15 protein-coding genes are annotated in these 22,484 nt (G+C 59.4%); 2 read left to right on the top strand and 13 right to left on the bottom strand.

The annotated features are described in order from the left end of the window. Nucleotides 1-87 precede the first annotated feature (87 nt). The 10 genes from AC07O1_RS01215 to AC07O1_RS01170 form a co-directional block, all read right to left on the bottom strand. Nucleotides 88-1,506 carry an FAD-dependent oxidoreductase gene (locus AC07O1_RS01215; RefSeq protein WP_494995485.1) on the bottom strand — a complete coding sequence of 473 codons (1,419 nt, stop codon included), beginning with the start codon at nucleotides 1,504-1,506 and terminating at the stop codon, nucleotides 88-90. Nucleotides 1,507-1,538: 32 nt separating this feature from the next. After that, nucleotides 1,539-5,987, bottom strand: coding sequence for a glutamate synthase large subunit (gene gltB, locus AC07O1_RS01210; protein WP_495087680.1), 4,449 nt, complete (start codon nucleotides 5,985-5,987; stop codon nucleotides 1,539-1,541). A 349-nt stretch (nucleotides 5,988-6,336) separates the two neighbouring features. Further along, on the bottom strand, nucleotides 6,337-7,947 hold the full coding sequence (locus AC07O1_RS01205; RefSeq protein WP_495087679.1) for an AAA family ATPase: 1,611 nt from the start codon (nucleotides 7,945-7,947) through the stop codon (nucleotides 6,337-6,339). A 10-nt stretch (nucleotides 7,948-7,957) separates the two neighbouring features. Continuing rightward, complete coding sequence (aroB, locus tag AC07O1_RS01200) at nucleotides 7,958-9,058, bottom strand: 3-dehydroquinate synthase (protein WP_494995482.1); 1,101 nt, start codon at nucleotides 9,056-9,058, stop codon at nucleotides 7,958-7,960. Nucleotides 9,059-9,206: 148 nt separating this feature from the next. Next, nucleotides 9,207-9,725: a shikimate kinase AroK gene (gene aroK, locus AC07O1_RS01195; protein WP_494995481.1), complete on the bottom strand. Its 519-nt coding sequence runs from the start codon at nucleotides 9,723-9,725 to the stop codon at nucleotides 9,207-9,209. A gap of 4 nt (nucleotides 9,726-9,729) precedes the next feature. After that, nucleotides 9,730-11,772, bottom strand: a complete 2,043-nt coding sequence (locus tag AC07O1_RS01190) for a type IV pilus secretin PilQ (protein ID WP_495087678.1) — start codon at nucleotides 11,770-11,772, stop codon at nucleotides 9,730-9,732. Between the two features lie 13 nt (nucleotides 11,773-11,785). Beyond that, complete coding sequence (locus tag AC07O1_RS01185; RefSeq protein ID WP_495087677.1) at nucleotides 11,786-12,313, bottom strand: pilus assembly protein PilP; 528 nt, start codon at nucleotides 12,311-12,313, stop codon at nucleotides 11,786-11,788. Continuing rightward, nucleotides 12,310-12,933 (bottom strand): type 4a pilus biogenesis protein PilO, encoded by a 624-nt coding sequence (gene pilO, locus AC07O1_RS01180; protein WP_495087676.1) that lies wholly within the window; start codon nucleotides 12,931-12,933, stop codon nucleotides 12,310-12,312. Before pilO ends, AC07O1_RS01185 begins: the two co-directional genes overlap by 4 nt. Beyond that, a complete protein-coding gene (locus tag AC07O1_RS01175) occupies nucleotides 12,930-13,499 on the bottom strand; it encodes a PilN domain-containing protein (RefSeq protein ID WP_495087675.1) in 570 nt (189 codons plus the stop codon). The genes pilO and AC07O1_RS01175 overlap by 4 nt, the downstream gene beginning before the upstream one ends. Next, the gene (locus tag AC07O1_RS01170) at nucleotides 13,490-14,563 is read right to left on the bottom strand and encodes a pilus assembly protein PilM (protein ID WP_495087674.1); all 1,074 of its coding nucleotides are present in this window, start codon (nucleotides 14,561-14,563) and stop codon (nucleotides 13,490-13,492) included. Before AC07O1_RS01170 ends, AC07O1_RS01175 begins: the two co-directional genes overlap by 10 nt. 220 nt (nucleotides 14,564-14,783) lie before the next feature. On the opposite strand from AC07O1_RS01170, the gene AC07O1_RS01165 reads away from it, so the two are divergent. Further along, on the top strand, nucleotides 14,784-17,222 hold the full coding sequence (locus AC07O1_RS01165) for a penicillin-binding protein 1A (RefSeq protein ID WP_495087881.1): 2,439 nt from the start codon (nucleotides 14,784-14,786) through the stop codon (nucleotides 17,220-17,222). Between the two features lie 258 nt (nucleotides 17,223-17,480). Here AC07O1_RS01165 and AC07O1_RS01160 read toward each other — a convergent pair whose 3' ends face one another. The 3 genes from AC07O1_RS01160 to rpmE all read right to left on the bottom strand — a co-directional run bounded on the left by AC07O1_RS01160 (nucleotide 17,481) and on the right by rpmE (nucleotide 19,978). Beyond that, nucleotides 17,481-18,749 carry a malic enzyme-like NAD(P)-binding protein gene (locus tag AC07O1_RS01160; RefSeq protein ID WP_494995475.1) on the bottom strand — a complete coding sequence of 423 codons (1,269 nt, stop codon included), beginning with the start codon at nucleotides 18,747-18,749 and terminating at the stop codon, nucleotides 17,481-17,483. Nucleotides 18,750-18,932: 183 nt separating this feature from the next. Beyond that, the gene (locus AC07O1_RS01155; protein ID WP_495087673.1) at nucleotides 18,933-19,715 is read right to left on the bottom strand and encodes a thermonuclease family protein; all 783 of its coding nucleotides are present in this window, start codon (nucleotides 19,713-19,715) and stop codon (nucleotides 18,933-18,935) included. Between the two features lie 41 nt (nucleotides 19,716-19,756). Continuing rightward, nucleotides 19,757-19,978 carry a 50S ribosomal protein L31 gene (rpmE, locus tag AC07O1_RS01150; protein WP_494995473.1) on the bottom strand — a complete coding sequence of 74 codons (222 nt, stop codon included), beginning with the start codon at nucleotides 19,976-19,978 and terminating at the stop codon, nucleotides 19,757-19,759. Between the two features lie 169 nt (nucleotides 19,979-20,147). Between rpmE and AC07O1_RS01145 the strand changes: the two genes are divergently transcribed. Then, nucleotides 20,148-22,367 (top strand): primosomal protein N', encoded by a 2,220-nt coding sequence (locus AC07O1_RS01145; protein ID WP_495087672.1) that lies wholly within the window; start codon nucleotides 20,148-20,150, stop codon nucleotides 22,365-22,367. Nucleotides 22,368-22,484: the final 117 nt, after the last annotated feature.

Raw genomic sequence — 22,484 nt, 5'->3', positions numbered from 1 at the left:
GCCTCTTGTGACGCTCTGCGTCACGCCGTCAGGGACGCGGAGCGCCCCGGGCAGCATTCCCACGCGGAGCGTGGGAATGAGAGTGGATCAGACGCCCAGGTAGTCCAGGATCCCTTCGGCGGCATTACGGCCTTCGAAGATCGCCGTCACCACCAGGTCAGAACCGCGAACCATATCGCCACCGGCGAAGATTTTCGGGTTGCTGGTCTGGTGCTTGTATTGGCCTTGTTCCGGGGCCACGACGCGGCCCTGGCTGTCGGTCTGGATGCTGAACTGTTCGAACCACGACGCAGGGCTTGGACGGAAACCGAACGCGATGACCACGGCATCAGCCGGGATGATCTCTTCGGAACCCGGAATCGGCTCCGGGCTGCGGCGGCCACGGGCATCCGGTGCGCCGAGACGGGTCTCGACCACCTTCACGCCTTCGACCCGGTCTTCACCGACAATCGCGATTGGCTGACGGTTGTAGAGGAATTTCACGCCTTCTTCCTTGGCGTTCTTCACCTCTTTGCGCGAGCCCGGCATGTTCGCTTCGTCACGACGATAAGCGCAGGTCACCGATTTGGAGCCTTGGCGGATAGAGGTGCGGTTGCAGTCCATCGCCGTATCGCCGCCACCGAGTACCACGACCTTTTTGCCTTTCATGTCGACGAAGTCTTCCGGCGACTTTTCAAAGCCCAGGTTGCGGTTGACGTTGGCGATCAGGAAATCCAGCGCGTCGTGCACACCCGGCAGGTCTTCCCCGGCGAAGCCACCCTTCATGTAGGTGTAGGTGCCCATGCCCATGAACACGGCATCGTATTCTTCAAGCAGATGCTCGATGGTCACGTCTTTGCCGATTTCGGTATTGAGGCGGAACTCGATGCCCATTCCAGTGAAGACTTCGCGACGATTGCTCAGCACGGTCTTTTCCAGCTTGAACTCGGGGATACCGAAGGTCAGCAAGCCACCGATTTCCGGGTTCTTGTCGAACACCACCGGAGTCACACCGCCGCGTACCAGCACGTCGGCGCACCCCAGACCCGCAGGCCCGGCGCCAATCACCGCAACACGTTTGCCGGTCGGTTTGACCTTGGACATGTCCGGACGCCAGCCCATGGCGAACGCGGTGTCGGTGATGTACTTCTCCACCGAACCGATGGTCACCGCGCCGAAGCCGTCATTGAGGGTGCAAGCACCCTCGCACAGACGATCCTGCGGGCACACCCGGCCACAGACTTCCGGCAGGGTGTTGGTCTGGTGGGAGAGCTCGGCGGCGGCGAGGATGTTGCCCTCGGCCACCAATTTGAGCCAGTTGGGAATGAAGTTGTGCACCGGGCACTTCCATTCGCAATACGGGTTGCCACAACCCAGGCAGCGGTGGGCCTGATCGGCCGACTGCTGGGGTTTGAAGGGTTCGTAAATCTCCACGAACTCTTTCTTGCGTTGACGCAACAGTTTCTTCTTCGGATCCTTGCGCCCGACCTCGATGAACTGGAAGTCATTATTCAGACGTTCAGCCATGTTAAAACCTCATCAAACTCTTCAGGCGCATATCACTGCGGGTTGGCACGGGTGCTGGAAAGCAACGATTTCAAGCTGGCAGCCTTAGGCTTGACCAACCAGAACCGACGCAGATAGTCATCGAGGTTTTCGGCGAGGTTACGACCCCACTCGCTGTTGGTTTCCTCGACGTATTCGTTCAGCACGCGTTGCAGGTGGCTGCGATAGGCTTCCATCGCTTCGCCGCTGATCCGCTGGATTTCCACCAGTTCGTGGTTGACCCGGTCAACGAAGGTGTTGTCCTGGTCCAGCACGTAGGCGAAACCACCGGTCATGCCCGAGCCGAAGTTGTAGCCGGTCTTGCCCAGTACGCAGACGAAACCGCCGGTCATGTACTCGCAGCAGTGATCGCCAGTGCCTTCCACCACGGTGTGAGCACCGGAGTTACGCACCGCGAAACGCTCGCCCGCAGTACCGGCGGCGAACAGCTTGCCGCCAGTGGCGCCGTACAGGCAGGTGTTGCCGATAATGGCGCTGTCCTGAGTCTTGTAGGCGCTGCCGACCGGCGGAACGATGACCAGTTTGCCGCCAGTCATGCCTTTGCCGACGTAGTCGTTGGCGTCGCCTTCCAGATACATGTTCAGACCACCGGCGTTCCATACCCCGAAGCTCTGACCGGCAGTGCCTTTGAAGCGGAAGGTGATCGGTGCTTTGGCCATGCCCTGGTTGCCGTGAGCACGGGCGATTTCACCCGAGATCCGTGCGCCGATGGAACGGTCGCAGTTGCAGATATCCAGGGAGAAGTCAGCGCCACTCAGGTCGTTGATCGACGAAGTGGCCATCTCGACCATTTGCTCGGCCAGCAGGCCTTTGTCGAATGGTGGGTTGCGCTCTACCTGGCAGAACTGTGGCTTGTCCGCCGGGATGTGATCGCTGCCCAGCAACGGGGTCAGATCCAGATGGTTCTGTTTGGCGGTTTGACCCTCGAGGATTTCCAGCAGATCGGTACGCCCGATCAGCTCCTGGAGGGAGCGCACGCCCAGCCTGGCCAGCCACTCACGGGTTTCTTCGGCGACGTAGGTGAAGAAGTTCACCACCATGTCGACAGTACCGATGTAGTGATCCTTGCGCAGTTTTTCGTTCTGAGTCGCAACGCCGGTGGCGCAGTTGTTCAAATGGCAGATACGCAGGTATTTGCAACCCAGCGCGATCATTGGCGCGGTGCCGAAACCGAAGCTTTCAGCACCGAGAATCGCGGCCTTGATCACGTCGAGGCCGGTTTTCAGGCCGCCGTCGGTCTGTACCCGGACCTTGCCACGCAGGTCGTTGCCGCGCAGGGTCTGGTGGGTCTCGGCCAGGCCGAGTTCCCACGGAGCACCGGCGTATTTGATCGAGGTCAGCGGCGAAGCACCGGTGCCACCGTCGTAGCCGGAGATGGTGATCAAGTCCGCGTAGGCCTTGGCCACACCGGCCGCGATGGTGCCAACGCCCGCTTCTGCTACCAGCTTCACCGAAACCAGCGCCTTCGGGTTGACTTGTTTCAAGTCGAAAATCAACTGCGACAAATCTTCAATGGAATAGATGTCGTGGTGCGGCGGTGGCGAGATCAGGGTGACGCCAGGCACTGCATAACGCAGCTTGGCAATCAGACCGTTGACCTTGCCGCCGGGCAGTTGACCGCCTTCACCGGGCTTGGCGCCCTGAGCGACCTTGATCTGCAGCACTTCGGCGTTGACCAGGTATTCCGGGGTCACCCCGAAACGACCGGTGGCCACTTGCTTGATTTTCGAGCTTTTGATGGTGCCGTAACGCGCCGGGTCTTCGCCGCCTTCGCCGGAGTTGGAACGCGCACCCAGGCGGTTCATGGCTTCGGCCAGGGCTTCGTGAGCTTCCGGCGACAATGCGCCAAGGGAGATCCCGGCGGAGTCGAAACGTTTGAGAACCGATTCCAGCGGTTCGATTTCGCTGATATCCAGCGGCTGTTCAAGGGTTTTCACCTGGAACATGTCGCGGATCATCGAGATCGGACGGTTGTCCACCAGCGCGGTGTATTCCTTGAACTTGCTGTAGTCGCCCTGCTGCACGGCGGCCTGCAAGGTACTGACCACATCCGGGTTGTAGGCGTGGTATTCGCCACCGTGGACGAACTTCAGCAGACCACCTTGCTGGATTGGCTTGCGCGGGCTCCAGGCTTCGGCGGCCAGGGCTTTCTGCTCGGCTTCAATGTCAACGAAGCGCGCACCCTTGATGCGGCTCGGTACGCCACGGAAACTCAGCTCGCAGACCTCTTCGGACAGACCGATAGCTTCGAACAGCTGCGCACCACGGTACGAAGTGATGGTCGAGATGCCCATCTTCGAGAGGATCTTGAGCAGGCCTTTGGTGATGCCTTTGCGGTAGTTCTTGAACACCTCATAGAGGTCGCCCAGCACTTCACCGGTACGGATCAGGTCGCCCAGCACTTCGTAGGCCAGGAACGGATAGACCGCCGAAGCGCCGAAGCCGATCAGCACCGCGAAATGGTGCGGATCGCGCGCGGTGCCGGTCTCGACCAGAATGTTACTGTCGCAACGCAGGCCTTTTTCGGTCAGACGGTGGTGTACCGCGCCGGTGGCCAACGAAGCGTGCACCGGCAGTTTGCCCGGCGCGATGTGGCGGTCACTCAGAACAACCTGGGTGCGACCGGAACGCACAGCTTCTTCAGCCTGGTCGGCGATATTGCGCACCGCAGCTTCAAGGCCGATGCTCTCGTCGTAGTTGAGATCGATGATCTGACGCTCGAAGCCCGGGCGATCGAGATTCATCAACGAACGCCATTTGGCCGGGGAAATGACCGGCGAGCTGAGGATCACACGCGAGGCATGCTCCGGCGACTCCTGGAAGATGTTGCGCTCGGCACCGAGGCAGATCTCCAGCGACATGACGATGGCTTCGCGCAGCGGGTCGATCGGCGGGTTGGTGACCTGCGCGAACTGCTGACGGAAATAGTCGTACGGCGTGCGCACACGCTGGGACAGCACCGCCATCGGCGTGTCATCGCCCATGGAGCCGACCGCTTCATAGCCTTGCTCACCCAGCGGACGTAGCACCTGGTCACGCTCTTCGAAGGTGACCTGGTACATCTTCATGTACTGCTTGAGCTGGTCGACGTCGTAGAACGCCGAACCGTGGTCGTCGTCTTCCATGGTCGCCTGGATGCGCAGGGCATTCTTGCGCAGCCATTGCTTGTACGGATGACGCGACTTCAGGCGGTTGTCGATGGCGTCGGTATCGAGGATCTGGCCGGTCTCGGTATCCACCGCGAAGATTTGCCCAGGACCCACACGGCCCTTGGCGATCACGTCTTCAGGCTGGTAGTTCCAGACACCGATTTCCGAGGCCAGGGTAATGAAGCCGTTTTTCGTGGTAACCCAGCGCGCCGGGCGCAGGCCGTTACGGTCGAGCAGGCAGACCGCATAGCGGCCATCGGTCATGACCACGCCGGCCGGGCCGTCCCACGGTTCCATGTGCATGGAGTTGTATTCGTAGAACGCGCGCAGATCGGCGTCCATGGTCTCGACGTTCTGCCACGCAGGCGGAATGATCATCCGCACACCACGGAACAGGTCGATGCCGCCGGTGACCATCAGCTCGAGCATGTTGTCCATGCTCGAGGAGTCGGAACCGACACGGTTGACCAGCGGGCCGAGCTCTTCCAGATCAGGAATCAGATCGTTGGCGAACTTGGTGCGACGGGCCTGTGCCCAGTTGCGGTTACCGGTGATGGTGTTGATCTCGCCGTTGTGCGCCAGGAAGCGGAACGGTTGAGCCAGCGGCCATTTCGGCAGGGTGTTGGTGGAGAAGCGCTGGTGGAACACGCAGATCGCGGTTTGCAGGCGCTGGTCACTGAGGTCCGGATAGAAGGCGGTCAGATCCGCCGGCATCATCAGGCCTTTGTAGATAATCGTCTTGTGGGAAAAGCTGCAGACGTAGTGGTCGGTATCCGCCGCGTTGCTCACCGACGAACGACGACGGGAGCTGAACAGCTTGATAGCGAACTCTTGATCGCTCAGGCCTTCACCACCTACGAACACTTGCTCGATTTGCGGCAAGCGCTCCAGAGCCAGACGGCCGAGGACGCTGGTGTCGATTGGCACTTTACGCCAGCCGACGAGTTGCAGGCCGGCGGCCAGGATCTCGCGGTTCATGTTCTCGCGAGCGGCTTGGGCTTTTACCGGGTCCTGATTGAAGAACACCATGCCCACGGCGTATTGCTTGGGCATTTCAATACCGAACGTTTCCTGGGCGATGGCGCGCAGGAACACGTCGGGTTTTTGCATCAGCAGACCGCAACCGTCACCGGTCTTGCCGTCCGCGTTGATCCCACCGCGGTGGGTCATGCAGGTCAGGGCCTCAATGGCCGTTTGCAACAGGGTATGACTAGGTTCGCCCTGCATATGGGCTATCAGGCCGAAACCACAGTTATCCTTGAATTCATCTGGTTGGTACAGACCTGCTTTCATAGACACTTTCTCACCAGGCTGCCTCTTATCGAGGCAAATTTCTTTTCAATTCAACCGCTTACCATCCACGCTGAACGTACGCCAGCTTTGCGGGGGTAAAAGGGAGGTCATTGTACACACCGACACAGGGGCTCACAAATTCGACGACGAAATGTCGCAAATCTATGTCGCATATGTGAAAGGTTTAAAGCGATATGCTGTGCTAGTCAAAACATTTTTAATGCTGACCGCAACGACTCAAAGACTACTATGACGCAGACACCACAAGGCACGCGGCCTGGAGGGCAGCATGCGCCTGCGGAAATTTTGAGGTGCCGGGAGAGGCGGCCTGGGTAAGGCCGCCGAATCTTCAGCGGGTTGTTGCCAGTTCCTGTTGGACGCTGGCGACAGTGCGAGGCCAAGGTTTACCAGCCTGAACCTTCGCTGGCAAGACCTTGATGGCGGCAACGGCTGCATCGCGGTTAGCGAAGTTACCGTAGGTGATCACGTAAAGCGGTTTGCCTTGCAGGGTTTTCTTGAAATAGCGGTACTCGCCGCCCTGCTCTTTGACGAAGTTTTGCGCAGTGGCTTCGGAGCTGGTGCCGAGGATCTGCACCACGAAGTTGCCTGGTGCCTGGCCGGCGTACCAACTACCGCCAGTAGCCGCTTTAGCCACGGCAACCGGTTTCTCGACAGGTTTCTCAACAGGCTTGATGACCGGCGCGGGCTTGACCACTGGAGCCGGTGCAGGCTTGGCGACTGGAGCGGGCTTGGCGACAGCCACCTGAGTCGGTGCTGGAGCTGGAGTTGGAGTTGGACGTGCAGCCGGGGTTGGCGCCGGGCCAGCCGATACGCCTGCCGGAGGCGCTGTTGTAGTCACGGTAGGTGGCGTTGCGCTCGAACCTTTGACCGGTACGCCATCGTTGCCTTCGGTGATGCCGCCAGCGGCTTCAGCCAAAGGACCACGCATGACCGGTTGCGCCTGCCCAACCAGCGGCAGAGGCATTGGCTGCGAAGACCCTGCGAACTCGACAGCCGGGCTGCCGCTGCTGTTCGGTTTTGGCGTCGCCTGCCCCAATGGCAGTTGAGCCTGTTCAGTGGCTGGAACAGCGGTAGCCGGTGCCTTGTTACGGCCCGGCATCAACCAGGCTGCTGCTACCGCCACCACGACGACGGCAGATATCGCCAATACGTGTTTCTTCGGCATATTGAACCCCATACTTGGACGCTTGACCGCAGAGCGGCTGGCAATCATGGCTTCGATCATTGCATCGCGAGCGACCTGGTTGATGGTGCCAGGCCAGCCATCGGAGCTTTCATGAATATCAGAGATCTGATCCGCGGAGAAAAGTTCGATTCCCCGACCGGCCCCTTCCAGACGCTGAGCCAGATATTCGCGGGTTTCTTCTTCGGCGTAGGGTTGCAACTCGATGACGTGGAAGCGCTCTTCCTCGGTGCTCAACTGCTCCAGAGCTGCGATCAGCGAAGACTCGCCGAACAGGAACACATGCGGGCGACCTTCGGGAGCACCCGCGGCCAGCGCAAGCAGCGCCTCAAGCGCGGACTCGTCGAGTTGCTCGGCATCATCCACCAGCAAATAGACTTCCTGGCCGGTCAGCGCGAGTTGCACCACCTGCGCCAGAATCGAGCCGATTTCAGCCTGGGCAACGCTTAGCGCCTGAGCCACCTGCCGCAGTACACCTGCTGCATCGCCGGCGCCACGGGCAGAAACCACAACGCTTTGCACCGACTGCTTGTTGGTACTGGCTACCAGCGCCTGCCGCAGCAAGGTCTTACCGCTGCCTTGCGGACCGGTCACGACCAGCAGCAGCTGGCTGTAACGAGCCAGGTGGTGCAATTGCCCCAACACCGGTTTGCGCTGGGCAGGAAAGAATTTGAAGCCAGGCACCCGTGGAGCAAAAGGGTCATGACTCAACTGGTAATGGCCGAGGAAAGCCTCGTCGGCATGCAAACTAGTCATCGGGATCTTATTAACCTTTAAGCTGAGCCAGAGCGCGGTAATCCGCTCCCAGCGTGGCCTGTAAAACCTCTTTCGGATAATCGTCGGTCACTACGGCTTCGCCCATTCGGCGCAACAGCACCAGACGCAAACGACCGTCGATCACTTTCTTGTCAATTGCCATATGTTCGAGAAAATCTGCTTCGGTCATATCCGCTGGAGGAATGACCGGTAACCCGGCGCGCTGGAACAGGCGAATCCCGCGGTCACGCTCTTGCGCGGTGATCCAGCCCAGTCGCGTGGACATTTCAAGGGCCATCACGGTTCCGGCGGCAACCGCCTCACCATGCAACCAGACACCATAGCCCATATGGGTCTCGATGGCGTGACCGAAGGTATGCCCCAGGTTAAGCGTGGCACGCACGCCGGACTCACGTTCGTCGGCTCCAACCACCGCAGCCTTGGCCGCGCAGGAGCGTTCGATGGCAACGGTCAGGGCCGCTTGATCCAGGGCACGCAGTCGATCGACGTTTTCTTCGAGCCAGGCAAGGAACGGCTCGTCGCAGATCAATCCGTATTTGATGACTTCCGCCAGGCCTGCAGACAGCTCGCGAGGAGGCAGCGTATTGAGCGTCGAGGTGTCAATCAGCACCACATTGGGCTGATAGAAGGCGCCGACCATGTTCTTGCCCAGCGGATGGTTGATCCCGGTTTTACCCCCCACTGACGAGTCGACTTGCGACAGCAACGTGGTCGGCACCTGGATGAAATCGACACCCCGTTGATAGCAGGCAGCAGCAAAACCGGCCATGTCACCAACTACGCCGCCACCGAGGGCGATCACAGTGGTGCGCCGGTCATGCCGCGCAGTGAGCAAGCCGTCGAAAATAGTCTGTAGGGTTTCCCAGTTCTTGAAGGCTTCGCCGTCGGGCAGCACCACGGAAATAACCGAGTATTGCGCGAGACTGCGGGTCAGACGCTCGAGATAAAGCGGCGCGACGGTCTCGTTTGAGATGATTGCCACCTGCCGCCCGGCGATATGCGGTGCCAGCAGCTCAGGCTGGTCCAACAAACCTTCGCCAATATGAATCGGGTAGCTACGCTCGCCTAAATCGACCTTAAGTGTCTGCATGTGTCCCCACAGTGAAAATGGAAGCTGGCGCCCTGCCCTGCATCAACGGCCAGTAACGCCTGGTTTTCTGACGTCATCCGATAGCCAGAAGCCACGAGCTAAAGCGCCCATGACCGGACGTCGAGGATAGCGCATTTCGCCTTGCGCATTAACGGGGAGGAAGCTGCTGCAAGCGATCAAGAATGTCCAGCACCACCATTCGCGGCGGCCGCTCATCAGTTTCCACCACCAGATCCGCGATTTCCCGATAAAGCGGGTCGCGAATCGCCAGCAGATCTCTAAGGGTCTTTGCCGGATCGGCAGTACGCAACAGCGGGCGGTTACGATCCCGGGCGGTGCGGCCGACCTGCTGCTCCACGGAGGCATGCAGATAAACCACGCGGCCGCCGGCATGCAGCGCCCGACGATTGGCATCGCGCATCACTGCGCCGCCGCCGGTCGCCAGCACCACGCCGTCAAAGGCGCAGAGCTCGGCAATCATCGCCTCTTCGCGGTCACGAAAGCCCGGCTCTCCTTCTTTATCGAAGATCCACGGGATATTGGCGCCCGTGCGCAATTCAATTTCCTTATCGGAATCTTTGAACGGCAGGCGCAGCTCTTTGGCCAGCAAGCGACCAATGGTGCTTTTTCCAGCCCCCATTGGCCCAACAAGAATCAAATTTCGCACAGAATCAACGACTCACAGCAATCGCCTGGTTATTCATGATACGCGGAGTCAGGAATACCAGCAGCTCGGATTTTTTTTCCGACACCACATCCCTTCGGAAAAGGCGGCCAAGATACGGCACATCTCCGAGAAATGGCACTTTATCTACAACCTTGCTTTGAGAATTTGAAAAAACCCCGCCAATTACGATGGTCTCGCCGTCGTTGACCCGCACCTTGGCGTTGACTTCATTCTTCTTGATCGGCGGGACATCGTTGAGTTTGTTCAGATAGTCCGGCTCATCCTTGGTGACCTTGACCTCCATGATAATGCGATTGTCCGGAGTGATCTGCGGCGTCACCTCCAGCGACAACGACGCCTCCTTGAAGGAGACCGAAGTCGCGCCGCTGGAACTGGACTCCTGATACGGGATTTCCGTGCCTTTGAGGATCTTCGCGGTCTCCTTGTCGGAAGTGACCACTTTGGGCTGAGAGACAATTTCCCCGTTGCCGGTTTTCTCCATGGCCGTCAGTTCCAGATCCAGCAGCACGTTATCGGTAATGAACGCGATGCCCAGACCCGAAGTATTGCCAACCGTGCCCATATCGACGAACGGAGAATGAGTACTGGTGCTGCCCGGTGTGCCAATGGTGGACGAGGGAGTGGCCCCGTTGCTGACGCCAGAGGTGTTCCAGTTACCCTTGCTCTGGATCGAACCACCCCAGCGCACGCCGAGGCTTTTGTCGTAATCGACATTGGCTTCGACGATTCGCGCCTCGATCATCACCTGACGCACTGGAATATCCAGTTGGGCGACGATACGACGCAACTCATCGAGACGGTCCTGAGTCTGGTAAGCAATGATGTTATTGGTTCGTTCATCCACCGCGATAGAACCACGTTCGCCGATTTTCGCCTCGGTGCCGGTCACCGACTGGAACAGTTTCGCGATGTCAGCAGCCTTGGCGTAATTGACCTGCAACAGCTCACGACGCAGCGGTGCCAGTTCAGCGATCTGCTTTTGTGACTCCAACTCCTGACGTTCGCGGGCGGCGATTTCGTCCGCCGGGGCGACCAGCAGGACGTTGCCGATCTTGCGCTTGTCGAGCCCCTTGGTTTTCAGTATCAGATCCAGCGCCTGGTCCCATGGCACATTCAGCAAGCGCAACGTGATGCCGCCTTGCACCGTGTCACTGGCAACCAGATTGAGATTGGTGAAATCGGCGATCAGTTGCAGCACTGAACGCACCTCGATGTCCTGAAAGTTCAGCGACAGCTTCTCGCCGCTGTAGACGAGGCGATCGGCATTACGCTGCTGCAAGTCGTGAGTGGTCATTGGCCGAACACTGACCGTCAGCTTGTTGTCGGTCTGATAAGTCGAATAGTCGAAGGCACCGCTGGGTTCAATGGTGATGCTGGCTTTACCGGAGCGCACACTGGCGTTGACGAACTGCACGGGCGTGGCGAAATCCTTGACGTCCAGCCGGACCCGCAGCGGCTCGGGCAATTGGGTCTTGGCGAAATTCAGGGTGATTTTGCCATCGTGTTCCTGGATATCCGGGCTGACGCCCGGATCCGACAACTCGATGACCACGTTGCCCTCACCAAGCTCTCCACGCTGAAAGTCCACACCTCTGATGGCTTTACCCACTCGCGGAGTTCTCGACAGGGGCTTGTGTGAAACCACCGCGCCCTGACCGACCACGACGAACAAATTGTTACCCTCGACGCGAGCACTATAGGGAGCCAGTGCCGCCAGATTGACGATCAGACGAGTGCGATCCCTGGTCTCGACCACCGTCACGCTGCGCGCATTGCCGGTGCCCAATTCGCGATTCTTGCTCGCCAGCCGAGTGGACACTCCCGGTAAGTCGAGGGCAATCCGCGCAGGCTGCCCGGTGGTAAAGCCGTGGGGAGCGGGGGGCGGCCCATCGAATGTCAGCTTCAACTCAACGCGGTCCCCCGGCAGCGCGGTAACATCCAGGGCGTTGAGGTTGGCCGCTTGCACCATCGGTGACATCAGCGCTATCCATAGCGCAATACCGAGGGACGAAATAGTCCTGTTCATTATTGGGGTTCCACTATGAATGCTCTTTCAAAGGGATGGTCCGAGGTTGCTCCAGCCAGAAACCCTCACCATCGGGAACGATTTCGACCACATCGACTTGCGAGTCGCTGATGGCCACGATCCGGCCATCGTTGCGTCCCAGGTAGTCGCCGACTGTCAATCGATGTACGCCGCCAGCACCACGCAGCAAGGCGAAAGAGCCCGAGGCGCTGGAGATGGTGCCGACCATTTCAAACTGCTCGATATTGAAACCTTCGAGAAACTGCCTCATCCGATCCAGGTCCGGCTGTACGTTGCGCGATCCATTCTGTCGCCCCGCCGGATCCACCCTGCCCGCCGGTAAAAACGGGCTGCGCAAGGACGTGGCGTTATACGTGAATGCCTGGTAAGACCTGAATGTCGGCGCGGGTTCAATCTTGCCGGGAAGCCGCAGACGCACCTCGCTCATGTAGGCGTCCAGATCACTGAAGTCGTTATCGTCGCTACAGCCAGACAACCCCGTCAGCGCTACAAGCATTGAGATCCAGTGGGCCGCTTTCATTTCGGCAGGCCCTTGTCGTTGTAGCGGTAGGTCCTGGCCAGGATGCTCATGCGCAGTTTCGAGCCAATATCCGGCGTGACCGGTTTGATCTCGAAATCATGCAGGGTGACAATTCGCGGCAAACCGGCCACGCTGCTGACGAAGGTCGCCAGGTCATGGTAAGCACCGGTGACGGTGATCTGGATCGGTAACTCGATGTAGAACTGCTGAGCCACCTCCGGCAGCAGCTTGATTTCCTCGAACTCCAGCCCACTGCCCAACCCCGTGCGAGTGATGTCCTCCAGCAAACCGGGTACCTCGGTATCACTGGGGAGCTGACGCAGCAGCACGCCGAAGGAGTTTTCCATATCCCTCATCTGCTCGGCGTAAGGCTCCAGATTCGCCGCCAGATGGGCCTTGCTCGCGTACTGCTCCTTCAAGGTGACTTCATCCGCACGCTGCTGGTCGTACCGATCCTGAAGATTCTTGAGGTAGAGGCTGTAGCCCAGCGCCAGTACCAGAACCATGAGCAAGGCGCCGACCGTGGCTTTGACCACCGCCGGCCATGCCCCCATGTTGTTCATGTCCAGATCGCTCAGGTCGATCTTGCGCAGCCCCTCGAACCATTCGGACGGAGTCATGTCGAGGCTTGCTCTTCGACGGCGGGCCGGGTCTGACGAACGGTCAACTGAAAGACGCTGACCTGATCTATAGCACCCACGGTATTTGCCTTGACCTCAATCAGACTCGGCGCATCGAACCAGTCGGACGCGTCGAGATTGCGCATCAAGTCCGAGACACGGTTGTTCGACGCGGCAGCACCCGTAATGGAAAGGGTCTTGCCAGTCATTTTCACTTCAGTGAAATACACGCCGTCCGGCAGGGTGCGGGCCAACTGATCGAAAATTCGACCGCTGACCGGCCGGTTGCCCTGTAAATCCTGGATGATCCTCATCCGCTCCACGAGTTGCTGGCGACGGGTTTTCACGCCAACAATCTGCTTGATCCGCTCATCGAGCAGCGCAATGTGCTGACTGGCATGGTCATTACGGGCCATTTGCCGATCGATCTTGCCAATAATGTATTGGTCAGCGATAAGCACTGCACCTGCCGTCGCCACCAGCACACCCGCCAAGGCCATCAGAAATCGTTTGCGACGTACTTCTCGCAGCTCTTCGCGCCAAGGCAAAAGGTTGATCAGGGCCATCCGTCGAAACTCCTGAGGGCCAGACCGCAGGCAATCATCAGGGCCGGCGCATCACTGGCCAACGCGCCAGGGTTGACCTTGCCGCTCAGCGCCATATCGGCGAAAGGATTGGCTACCCGGGTCGGCGTGCCGAGGCGCTGCTCGATCAGTCGATCCAGCCCTGTGACGGAGGCCGTACCGCCCGCCAACAGGATGAAGTCGACCGCGCTGTACTGACCCGAGGCAAAGAAAAATTGCAGAGAGCGCGAGACCTGCTGCACCAGTGCATCTTTGAACGGCTGCAGAACCTCACTGACGTAATCATCCGGTAAACCTCCCTGTTTTTTTGCCAACCCTGCCTCTTCCATCGACAAGCCGTAGCGGCGCTGGATTTCCTCAGTCAGTTGGCGCCCGCCGAATAGCTGCTCGCGGGTGTAGATGGTCCGCCCGTTATGCAGAACGCTCAGGGTGGTCACGGTTGCACCGATGTCGACCACCGCCGCCGTCAAACGGTCCTGGGGGCAGGCCAATTGCGCCACAAGCAAGCAAAACGAACGCTCCAGGGCATACGCCTCGACATCGACCACTCGAGCGGTCAACCCGGCCAGGGCCAGAGCCGCCTCGCGGATCTCGACATTTTCCTTTCGGCAGGCCGCCAGCAACACTTCGACGCGCCCGGAATTGCGCGCCGAGTAGCCCTGAACCTCAAAATCGATGGCGACGTCTTCGAGCGGATAGGGAATGTACTGATCGGCTTCGACGTTCAGCTGGCCTTCCATATCGTCATCAGAAAGCCCGGCGTCCATCTCGATAGACTTGGTGATCACCGCAGACCCGGCCACCGCCACGGCCACGCTTCTGACGCCGGTCCTGGCCTTGAGCAGCAAGCGCGACAGGGCCTGCCCCACCCCGTCCAGCTCGGCGATGTTCTTCTCGACCACGGCGTTTGCCGGCAGTGGTTCTACCGCATACGCCTCCACCCGGTAGCGATTGCCCGAGCGGCTTAGCTCCAGGAGCTTGACCGAGGTGGAACCGATATCGATCCCCAAAAGCGTGTCGGCTTTTTTGTTGAAGAGTCCTCGCACTACCAATTCCCTTTGACTTTCCGTGAGTTACGGACTCGTTATTACCCGAAGCATTCAATGGCTGCGTCTTGACAGCAGTGCAAATGACGCTCCCTGTCGAAAAATGCTTATAATGCTCAACGTTTTTTTTACGCCTTTATCTCGAGCGCGGGTCGATCCTGTTTACCGTGAATATCCTGACGCCTAATTCATTCTCTTCTCTGGAAATCCAAAAGCCTTGATTCGTCTGCTGAAGTTTTTCGGGTGGTCTATCGTTGCTGTTTTCTGCGGACTGCTTCTGGGTCTCAGCGGCGCGTTTCTTTATCTTAGTCCCGGGTTACCCTCGGTGGAGGCACTGAGAAGCATCCAGTTGCAGATTCCTTTGCGGGTCTATAGCAGCGACGGCAAGTTGATCGCAGAATTCGGCGAAATGCGCCGCACACCGATCCGTTTCGCCGACATTCCCCCCAATTTCATTAATGCGTTACTTTCTGCTGAAGACGACAATTTCGCCAATCACTATGGTGTCGATCCCAGCAGCCTGATGCGTGCCGCCACTCAGTTGGTAAAAAGCGGACACATTCAGTCCGGCGGCAGCACCATCACCATGCAGGTCGCGAAGAATTTTTTCCTCACCAGCGAACGCAGCTTCTCGCGCAAGACCACGGAGATCCTCCTGGCTTTGCAGATCGAACGTCAGTTGACCAAAGACGAGATCCTTGAGCTCTACGTCAACAAGATCTATCTGGGCAACCGCGCCTACGGGATCGAGGCGGCCTCGCAGGTCTATTACGGCAAGTCGATTCGTGACGCCAGCCTGGCACAAATGGCAATGATTGCCGGCCTGCCCAAGGCTCCTTCGCGCTTCAACCCCCTGGCCAACCCGGCACGCAGCAAGGAGCGTCGCGACTGGATTCTGGGGCGCATGTACAAGCTTGGAAAAATCGACGAGAAGGCCTATCAGACGGCGCTGGCCGAACCGCTCAACGCCAGCTACCACGTGCCGACGCCTGAAGTTAATGCGCCGTACATCGCTGAAATGGCCCGAGCCGAAATGGTTGGCCGTTATGGCAGCGAGGCCTACACCGAGGGCTTCCGCGTCACGACCACGGTGCCGAGCAACCTGCAGGAAATGGCCAACACTGCCATTCATGAAGGCCTGATGACCTACGATCAACGCCACGGCTACCGCGGCCCTGAGTCTCGCCTGCCGGGCAAGACCCATGACGCCTGGGTCCTGGAACTGACCAAACAGCGTCCTATCAGCGGCCTTGAGCCGGCCATCGTCACTCAGGTCGAGAAAAACGGCGTGCAAGTCCTGACCCGCTCCGGCGCAGAACATGTCAGCTGGGACAGCATGAAATGGGCCCGGCCGTTCCTGAACACCAACAGCATGGGCGCCAATCCGAAGCAACCGTCGGATGTTGCTCAGGTCGGCGACCTGATCCGCGTGCAACGTCAGGCGGACAATTCGCTGAAATTCAGCCAGATCCCGGTCGCCCAGGGCGCACTGGTCTCGCTTGACCCACAGAACGGTGCAATCCGCTCGCTGGTTGGCGGCTTCGCTTTCGAGCAAAGCAACTACAACCGGGCGATGCAGGCCAAGCGCCAACCAGGCTCGAGCTTCAAACCGTTCATCTATAGCGCCGCACTGGACAACGGTTATACCCCGGCGACCCTGGTGAACGACGCACCGATCGTGTTCGTCGATGAGTATCTGGACAAGGTCTGGCGCCCCAAGAACGACACCAACACGTTCCTCGGCCCGATCCGTATGCGCGAAGCTTTGTACAAGTCGCGCAACCTGGTGTCGATCCGTCTACTGCAAGCCTTGGGCGTCGACCGCACCATCGACTACATCAGCAAGTTCGGTTTCAACAAGCAGGATCTGCCGCGCAACCTGTCTCTGGCCTTGGGCACGGCAACGCTGACACCGATGGAAATCGCCACAGGGTGGAGCACGTTCGCCAACGGCGGTTACAAGGTCACCCCGTACATCATCGACAAGATCGATAGCCGCAACGGTGACAACCTGTTCACCGCCAACCCGCCAAGCGTCCCGGCCGGCAGCGCTGCCAGCAGCGGATTTGTGGCTCCGGCAGCCAACACCTTTACGGTCAACCCGATGCCAGGCGAAGCTCCCGTGGCGCAGACGGAAGTGCAAACTCCAGCGGTAGCTGAACGCATCATCGACGGTCGCACGACCTACATCCTCAACAGCATGCTGGAAGACGTGATCAAGCTCGGCACCGGACGTCGCGCCTTGGCACTGGGCCGCTCCGATCTGGCCGGCAAGACCGGGACCACCAACGAATCCAAGGACGCCTGGTTCTCCGGATACAACTCTGACTACGTGACCACGGTCTGGACCGGTTTCGATCAACCGGAAAGCCTTGGCCGCCGCGAGTTCGGCGGTACCGTCGCACTGCCGATCTGGATGGACTACATGGGTGCAGCCCTCAAGGGCAAGCCGGCACACACCCAGAGCGAACCGGAAGGCATCCTCAGTCTGCGGGTCGACCCGATCAGCGGCCGTGCAGCCACGCCGGGCACGCCGAATGCCTACTTCGAGCTGTTCAAGAGCGAAGACACCCCACCGTCAATCAACGAGCTGGGTAACGGCAACGCACCGGGCAGCCCGCTGCCCGCGGATGAAGCGGCGCCGATCGATTTGTTCTAGAGGAGCAACGGCGAGCAATTGTGGCGAGGGGGCTTGCCCCCGCTGGAGCGCGAAGCGCTCCCAGAACGTATCCTGATCGTTCCCACGCTCGGCGTGGTAACGCAGCCCGTGACGCTCTGCGTCACAGCCGAAGCGATTGCTGCGCGTCCAGTGAGGCATTCCCACGCAGAGCGTGGGAACGATCAACTCGGCAACCCCCATAACGCAAAAAGCCCCGACTCATCCGAGCCGGGGCTTTTTGTTTGACGCTACAACGGCTTAGCCGTTGAACACGTCATCCACGCTTTTCAGCGGGTAGTTCTTCGGATACGGCAGAGTCGCCACACCAGTCTCGATCGCAGCCTTGGCAACAGCATCGGAGATCACAGTGATCAGACGAGCATCCATTGGTTTCGGGATGATGTACTCACGACCGAATTCCAGTTTGATACCGCCGTAGGCGTCGCAAACTTCCTGAGGCACTGGCAGTTTGGCCAGTTCGCGCAGGGCGTTGGCGGCAGCCACTTTCATTTCTTCGTTGATGCGCTTGGCGCGTACGTCCAGGGCACCACGGAAGATGAACGGGAAGCCCAGTACGTTGTTGACCTGGTTCGGGTAGTCCGAACGGCCGGTAGCCATGATCACGTCGTTGCGGGTAGCGTGAGCCAGTTCCGGAGCGATTTCCGGATCCGGGTTCGAGCAGGCGAAGACGATCGGGTTGGCAGCCATCAGCAGCAGGTTTTCTGCGCTCAGCAGGTTCGGGCCGGACAGACCGACGAACACGTCTGCGCCTTTCAGCGCGTCGGACAAGGTGCGCTTGTCGGTAGCGTGAGCGAAAACAGCTTTGTACTGGTTCAGGTCGTCACGCTCGGAGTGGATCACGCCGGTACGGTCAACCATGAAGATGTTTTCGATTTTGGCGCCCATGCTCACCAGCAATTTCATGCAGGAGATCGCGGCAGCGCCAGCGCCCAGGCAAACGATCTTCGCCTCAGGCAGGGTTTTTCCAGCGATTTCCAGGGCATTGATCATGCCGGCTGCAGTAACAATTGCGGTGCCGTGCTGGTCATCGTGGAATACCGGAATGTCGCACTGCTCGATCAGAGCACGTTCGATTTCAAAGCACTCAGGCGCCTTGATGTCTTCCAGATTGATCCCGCCGAAGGTGATGGAGATGCGCTTGACAGTGTCGATGAAGGCTTGCGGGCTTTCGGAGTCGACTTCGATATCGAACACGTCGATGCCGGCGAAGCGCTTGAACAGCACGCCTTTACCTTCCATGACTGGCTTGGAAGCCAATGGGCCGAGGTTACCCAGACCGAGAATCGCGGTGCCATCAGAAATGACTGCAACCAGATTGCCCTTGCCGGTGTACTTGTAGGCGAGTTCAGGGTCGCGGGCGATTTCGCGGACTGGTTCGGCTACACCGGGGCTGTAGGCCAGCGACAGGTCGCGAGCGGTAGCGGTGGCTTTGGTGAGCTCGACGCTCAGCTTCCCTGGACGAGGATGGGCATGATATTCGAGAGCGGCAGTTTTCAAATCAGACATGTGGGCATTCCGCTTTTTACTGTGGGACAGACGGACCGCAGAGGATACGCGCGTCGCAAAGTCCCTACAAGACTGACCAGTCATCAGTGTCAAGGGCCCTACCCTACGACTTTGGACCAAGAGCTACGGAACACAAGGGATTAACTGTTCACAATAAATAATAAAAATGTCTACAATTTTTTCTTATTGCACCAGTTGAAGCATTCCCGGATGGGACAACGGCAGCAACCAGCGCGCCTGACCGGATTTCAGTCCACCACGCCGAGAGCGATCGAGCACCCAACCGCGCGCTTCGATCTGCCGACCTTTGAGTCGGTCCAGCATCGAAACATCGAATTGACCCAGCTGATTGGGTGCAATGCGCAATACAACCGAATCCTGCAATTCGATCCACAGCCCGCCACGATTGCGCTGAATATTGCTCACACGACCGCTCAGCACAGCGAAACCCGGGGTGCTGATCTGATCCGCTTTCAGTACAGACGATTGCCGCCAAAGCCCGACACCCGCCTGGCGTGCGCTGCGCTCTGCGGCCTGCTGACAGCCCACAAAATCGACATTCGGTGCAATGGCCACTTGATAGCCAAGACCCTCAGCCAGAAGCTGGGCTTCAAGGTTCACGCCATTGGCACCATACATATGGGCCAGCGTACGCCCATAGTGATCCTTGCTCTCTTGCCCCAACAGCAAGCCAAGCCGCCCATCGCTTTCGCTGACCAGAACCTCCAGACGCTTGCGGGCTGCCACGGCGAAAGGCTCATCCGTTCGTCCCCTCTTCCCTAGCTCCGGAGTATTCAAGCCGATCATGCGCACGCTGCGGCCATCGCTCAGCCGAAGGGTATCGCCATCGACCACGCGCTGGACCTGAACCGTGGTCAATGCAGCTGGCGCCGGGCAGAAGGCCTGGGCGCTGGAGAACCAAATCGCGGACACAAAAAAGGCGCCCGCAAGGGACGCCTTTTTCATCAGCAAGGAACAGCCTTTGAGGCTTTCCAGGATGATCAGCCTCAGGCTTTTTTGGTTGCGCCAAAAGCACCGAAACGATCGGCGAAGCGTTGAACGCGACCGCCAGTATCCAGGGTCTTCTGCTTACCGGTGTAGAACGGGTGGCATTCGTTGCAAACGTCGATCGCCAGAGGCTTAGCGTAAGTCGAACGAGTTTCGAACTTGTTGCCGCAGCTGCAAGTTACGGCAATTGCCGGGTATTCTGGATGGATATCGGCTTTCATGGTGTATTCCTCAGGCTAGCGTGCCGCCACCCAACACTATTGTTGAATACCGCACGGAATTAGGCCGCGGATTCTACCAGACCTTTGCAATCGCGCAAGCTATGCCTTACACCGACCGTCTGCTAGGCTCCGGGCCTTCTTCACCGCCCGCTTACTGAGAAATCCCCGCGTGCCCGACGCCATTCTGCGCCTCGCCCTGCCCTCGCCGCTACGCCGCCTGTTCGACTACCGCGCCCCCGCTGGTGTACTGCGCGCTGATCTGCATCCGGGCATGCGCCTGCGCGTGCCATTCGGTCGACGCGAGATGATCGGCATTCTGGTGGAGGTCACCAACCACAGCGAAGTCCCGGCAGAAAAGCTCAAGCCAGCACTGGCACTGCTCGACGCCACACCACCCTTGCCGTCGGCACTGTTCAAGCTGTGCCTGTGGACTTCCCAGTACTACCAACACAGCCTGGGCGACACCCTGAGCTGGGCACTGCCGGTGTTGTTACGCCAGGGCGAACTGGCTGAGGCTCGTCAGGAGCGCTTCTGGTCGGCCTCCCCTGGCGCGAGCCTCGACGATCCGCGTATCAGCCGGGCGCCGCGCCAGCGCGAAGCTTTGGCGACACTGACGCAGCACCCCCACGGTGTGGCCCATCAGCTGCTCAGCAAGCTGATGCTGAGCAAGGACAGCCTCGACTTGCTGCTGGCCAAAGAGCTGGTGCAGGTGGAAATCCGCAAGCATGCGCCCGTCGGACGCCATGAACACTGGCTGGCACAACCGGAGCTGCCCCTCAATCCAGAACAGCGCGCGGCCTATGAAGCGATTCGCGCAGGTTTCGACAGTTTCCATGCGTTCCTGCTGGCCGGAGTCACCGGCAGCGGCAAGACCGAAGTCTATTTGCAATTGATCCGCGAAACCCTCGAGGCTGGCAAACAAGCGCTGGTGTTGATTCCCGAGATCAACCTCGGCCCGCAAACCCTGGCGCGCTTCGAACAACGCTTCAACGCCCGCATCGCGCTGGTGCACTCGGCAGTCAACGACCGCGAACGGCTGGAATCGTGGCTGGCGGCCCGGGATGGAGACGCCGACATCATTATCGGCACTCGCTCGGCACTGTTCACGCCGATGAAGAACCCCGGCTTGATCATCATCGATGAAGAACACGACGGCTCCTATAAACAGCAAGAAGGCCTGCGCTATCACGCCCGGGATCTGGCTTTGGTGCGCGCTCGCCAGGAAAACATTCCGATCGTGCTCGGCTCGGCCACACCTTCGCTGGAAAGCCTGCACAACGCCCATATCGGTCGTTATGGCCTGCTGCACTTGAAGCAACGGGCTGGCGGCGCGCAGCAACCGCGCTTTCTGCGTCTGGACGTTAAAAGTCGCCCGCTGGACAGTGGCATTTCCGGGCCGATGCAACAAGCCATCGGCCAGACGCTGGCGGCCGGGCAGCAGGTGCTGGTGTTTCTCAACCGCCGCGGCTTCGCGCCGACGCTGCTGTGCCACGACTGCGGCTGGATGTCCGAATGCAACCGCTGCGATGCGCGAATGACCGTGCATCAGCGCTCCGGCGAGCTACGTTGCCACCATTGTGGCTATGTCGAGCGCGTACCGCGCCACTGTCCGCAATGCGGCAAGGTCGATTTGCGCCCTGTCGGCGCGGGCACTGAACGAGCCGAGGAACGGCTGGGGATTCTCTTCCCGGATTACCCGGTGTTACGAGTCGACCGCGACAGCACCTCACGCAAGGACGCGATGAATCAGCTGTTCACCACCATCCAGAAAGGCCAGCCGTGCATTCTGGTGGGTACGCAAATGCTCGCCAAAGGGCATCACTTCCCACGTGTGACTCTGGTGTCGATTCTGGACGCTGATGGCGGGTTGTTTTCCGGCGACTTTCGCGCCAGCGAACGCATGGCTCAGCTGATCGTCCAGGTCGCCGGGCGTGCCGGCCGCGCCGAAGAGCCGGGCAAAGTGATTATCCAGACTCATCTGGCCGATCATCCACTGCTGGTGCAGTTGACCGAACAAGGTTATTTCGCCTTTGCCGAACAGGCCCTGAGCGAACGCCGCGCCGCCGGCCTGCCACCTTTCGCGCATCTGGCGTTGTTGCGGGCTGAAGCGCACAAACCGGGGCAAGCCGAAGGCTTCCTCGATGAGGCCTGCAGCGAGGCTGAACGCTTGCTGGGCGAACAGCATCTGACCGGCATCGAGTTGCTCGGCCCGGTGCCGGCCCCCATGGAGAGACGCGCCGGGCGCTATCGCGCACAGCTCTTGTTGCAAGCCACCGCCCGGGCGCCACTGCATCGATTGCTGAGCGGTTGGCTGTTGGCGCTGGAGCAAATGCCCAGCGGGCGACAAGTGCGATGGTCGCTGGATGTTGACCCTGTGGATCTGTATTGATAGATAAATTGCTATCGCGGGCAGAATAGTCACCACATATCCATAACCTGACCGCTATAGTTGGCAAGCCCGTCTTCGCAACGGATAATGCCCAGTTTTTCCACCTGCGCATCGAAG

The sequence above is a fragment of the Pseudomonas sp. GW821-FHT07G10 genome (assembly GCF_059418545.1).
This window is presented reverse-complemented; position numbering and strand designations above follow the sequence as displayed.

Bases quoted from the DNA above. Each gene is read 5' to 3' on its own strand.
- AC07O1_RS01175 (WP_495087675.1), bottom strand. From the start codon at position 13,499: ATGGCCCTGATCAACCTTTTGCCTTGGCGCGAAGAGCTGCGAGAAGTA.
- pilO (WP_495087676.1), bottom strand. From the start codon at position 12,933: ATGACTCCGTCCGAATGGTTCGAGGGGCTGCGCAAGATCGACCTGAGC.
- AC07O1_RS01160 (WP_494995475.1), bottom strand. From the start codon at position 18,749: ATGTCTGATTTGAAAACTGCCGCTCTCGAATATCATGCCCATCCTCGT.
- aroB (WP_494995482.1), bottom strand. From the start codon at position 9,058: ATGCAGACACTTAAGGTCGATTTAGGCGAGCGTAGCTACCCGATTCAT.
- rpmE (WP_494995473.1), bottom strand. From the start codon at position 19,978: ATGAAAGCCGATATCCATCCAGAATACCCGGCAATTGCCGTAACTTGC.
- gltB (WP_495087680.1), bottom strand. From the start codon at position 5,987: ATGAAAGCAGGTCTGTACCAACCAGATGAATTCAAGGATAACTGTGGT.
- AC07O1_RS01155 (WP_495087673.1), bottom strand. From the start codon at position 19,715: ATGAAAAAGGCGTCCCTTGCGGGCGCCTTTTTTGTGTCCGCGATTTGG.
- AC07O1_RS01190 (WP_495087678.1), bottom strand. From the start codon at position 11,772: ATGAACAGGACTATTTCGTCCCTCGGTATTGCGCTATGGATAGCGCTG.
- AC07O1_RS01215 (WP_494995485.1), bottom strand. From the start codon at position 1,506: ATGGCTGAACGTCTGAATAATGACTTCCAGTTCATCGAGGTCGGGCGC.
- AC07O1_RS01185 (WP_495087677.1), bottom strand. From the start codon at position 12,313: ATGAAAGCGGCCCACTGGATCTCAATGCTTGTAGCGCTGACGGGGTTG.
- AC07O1_RS01205 (WP_495087679.1), bottom strand. From the start codon at position 7,947: ATGACTAGTTTGCATGCCGACGAGGCTTTCCTCGGCCATTACCAGTTG.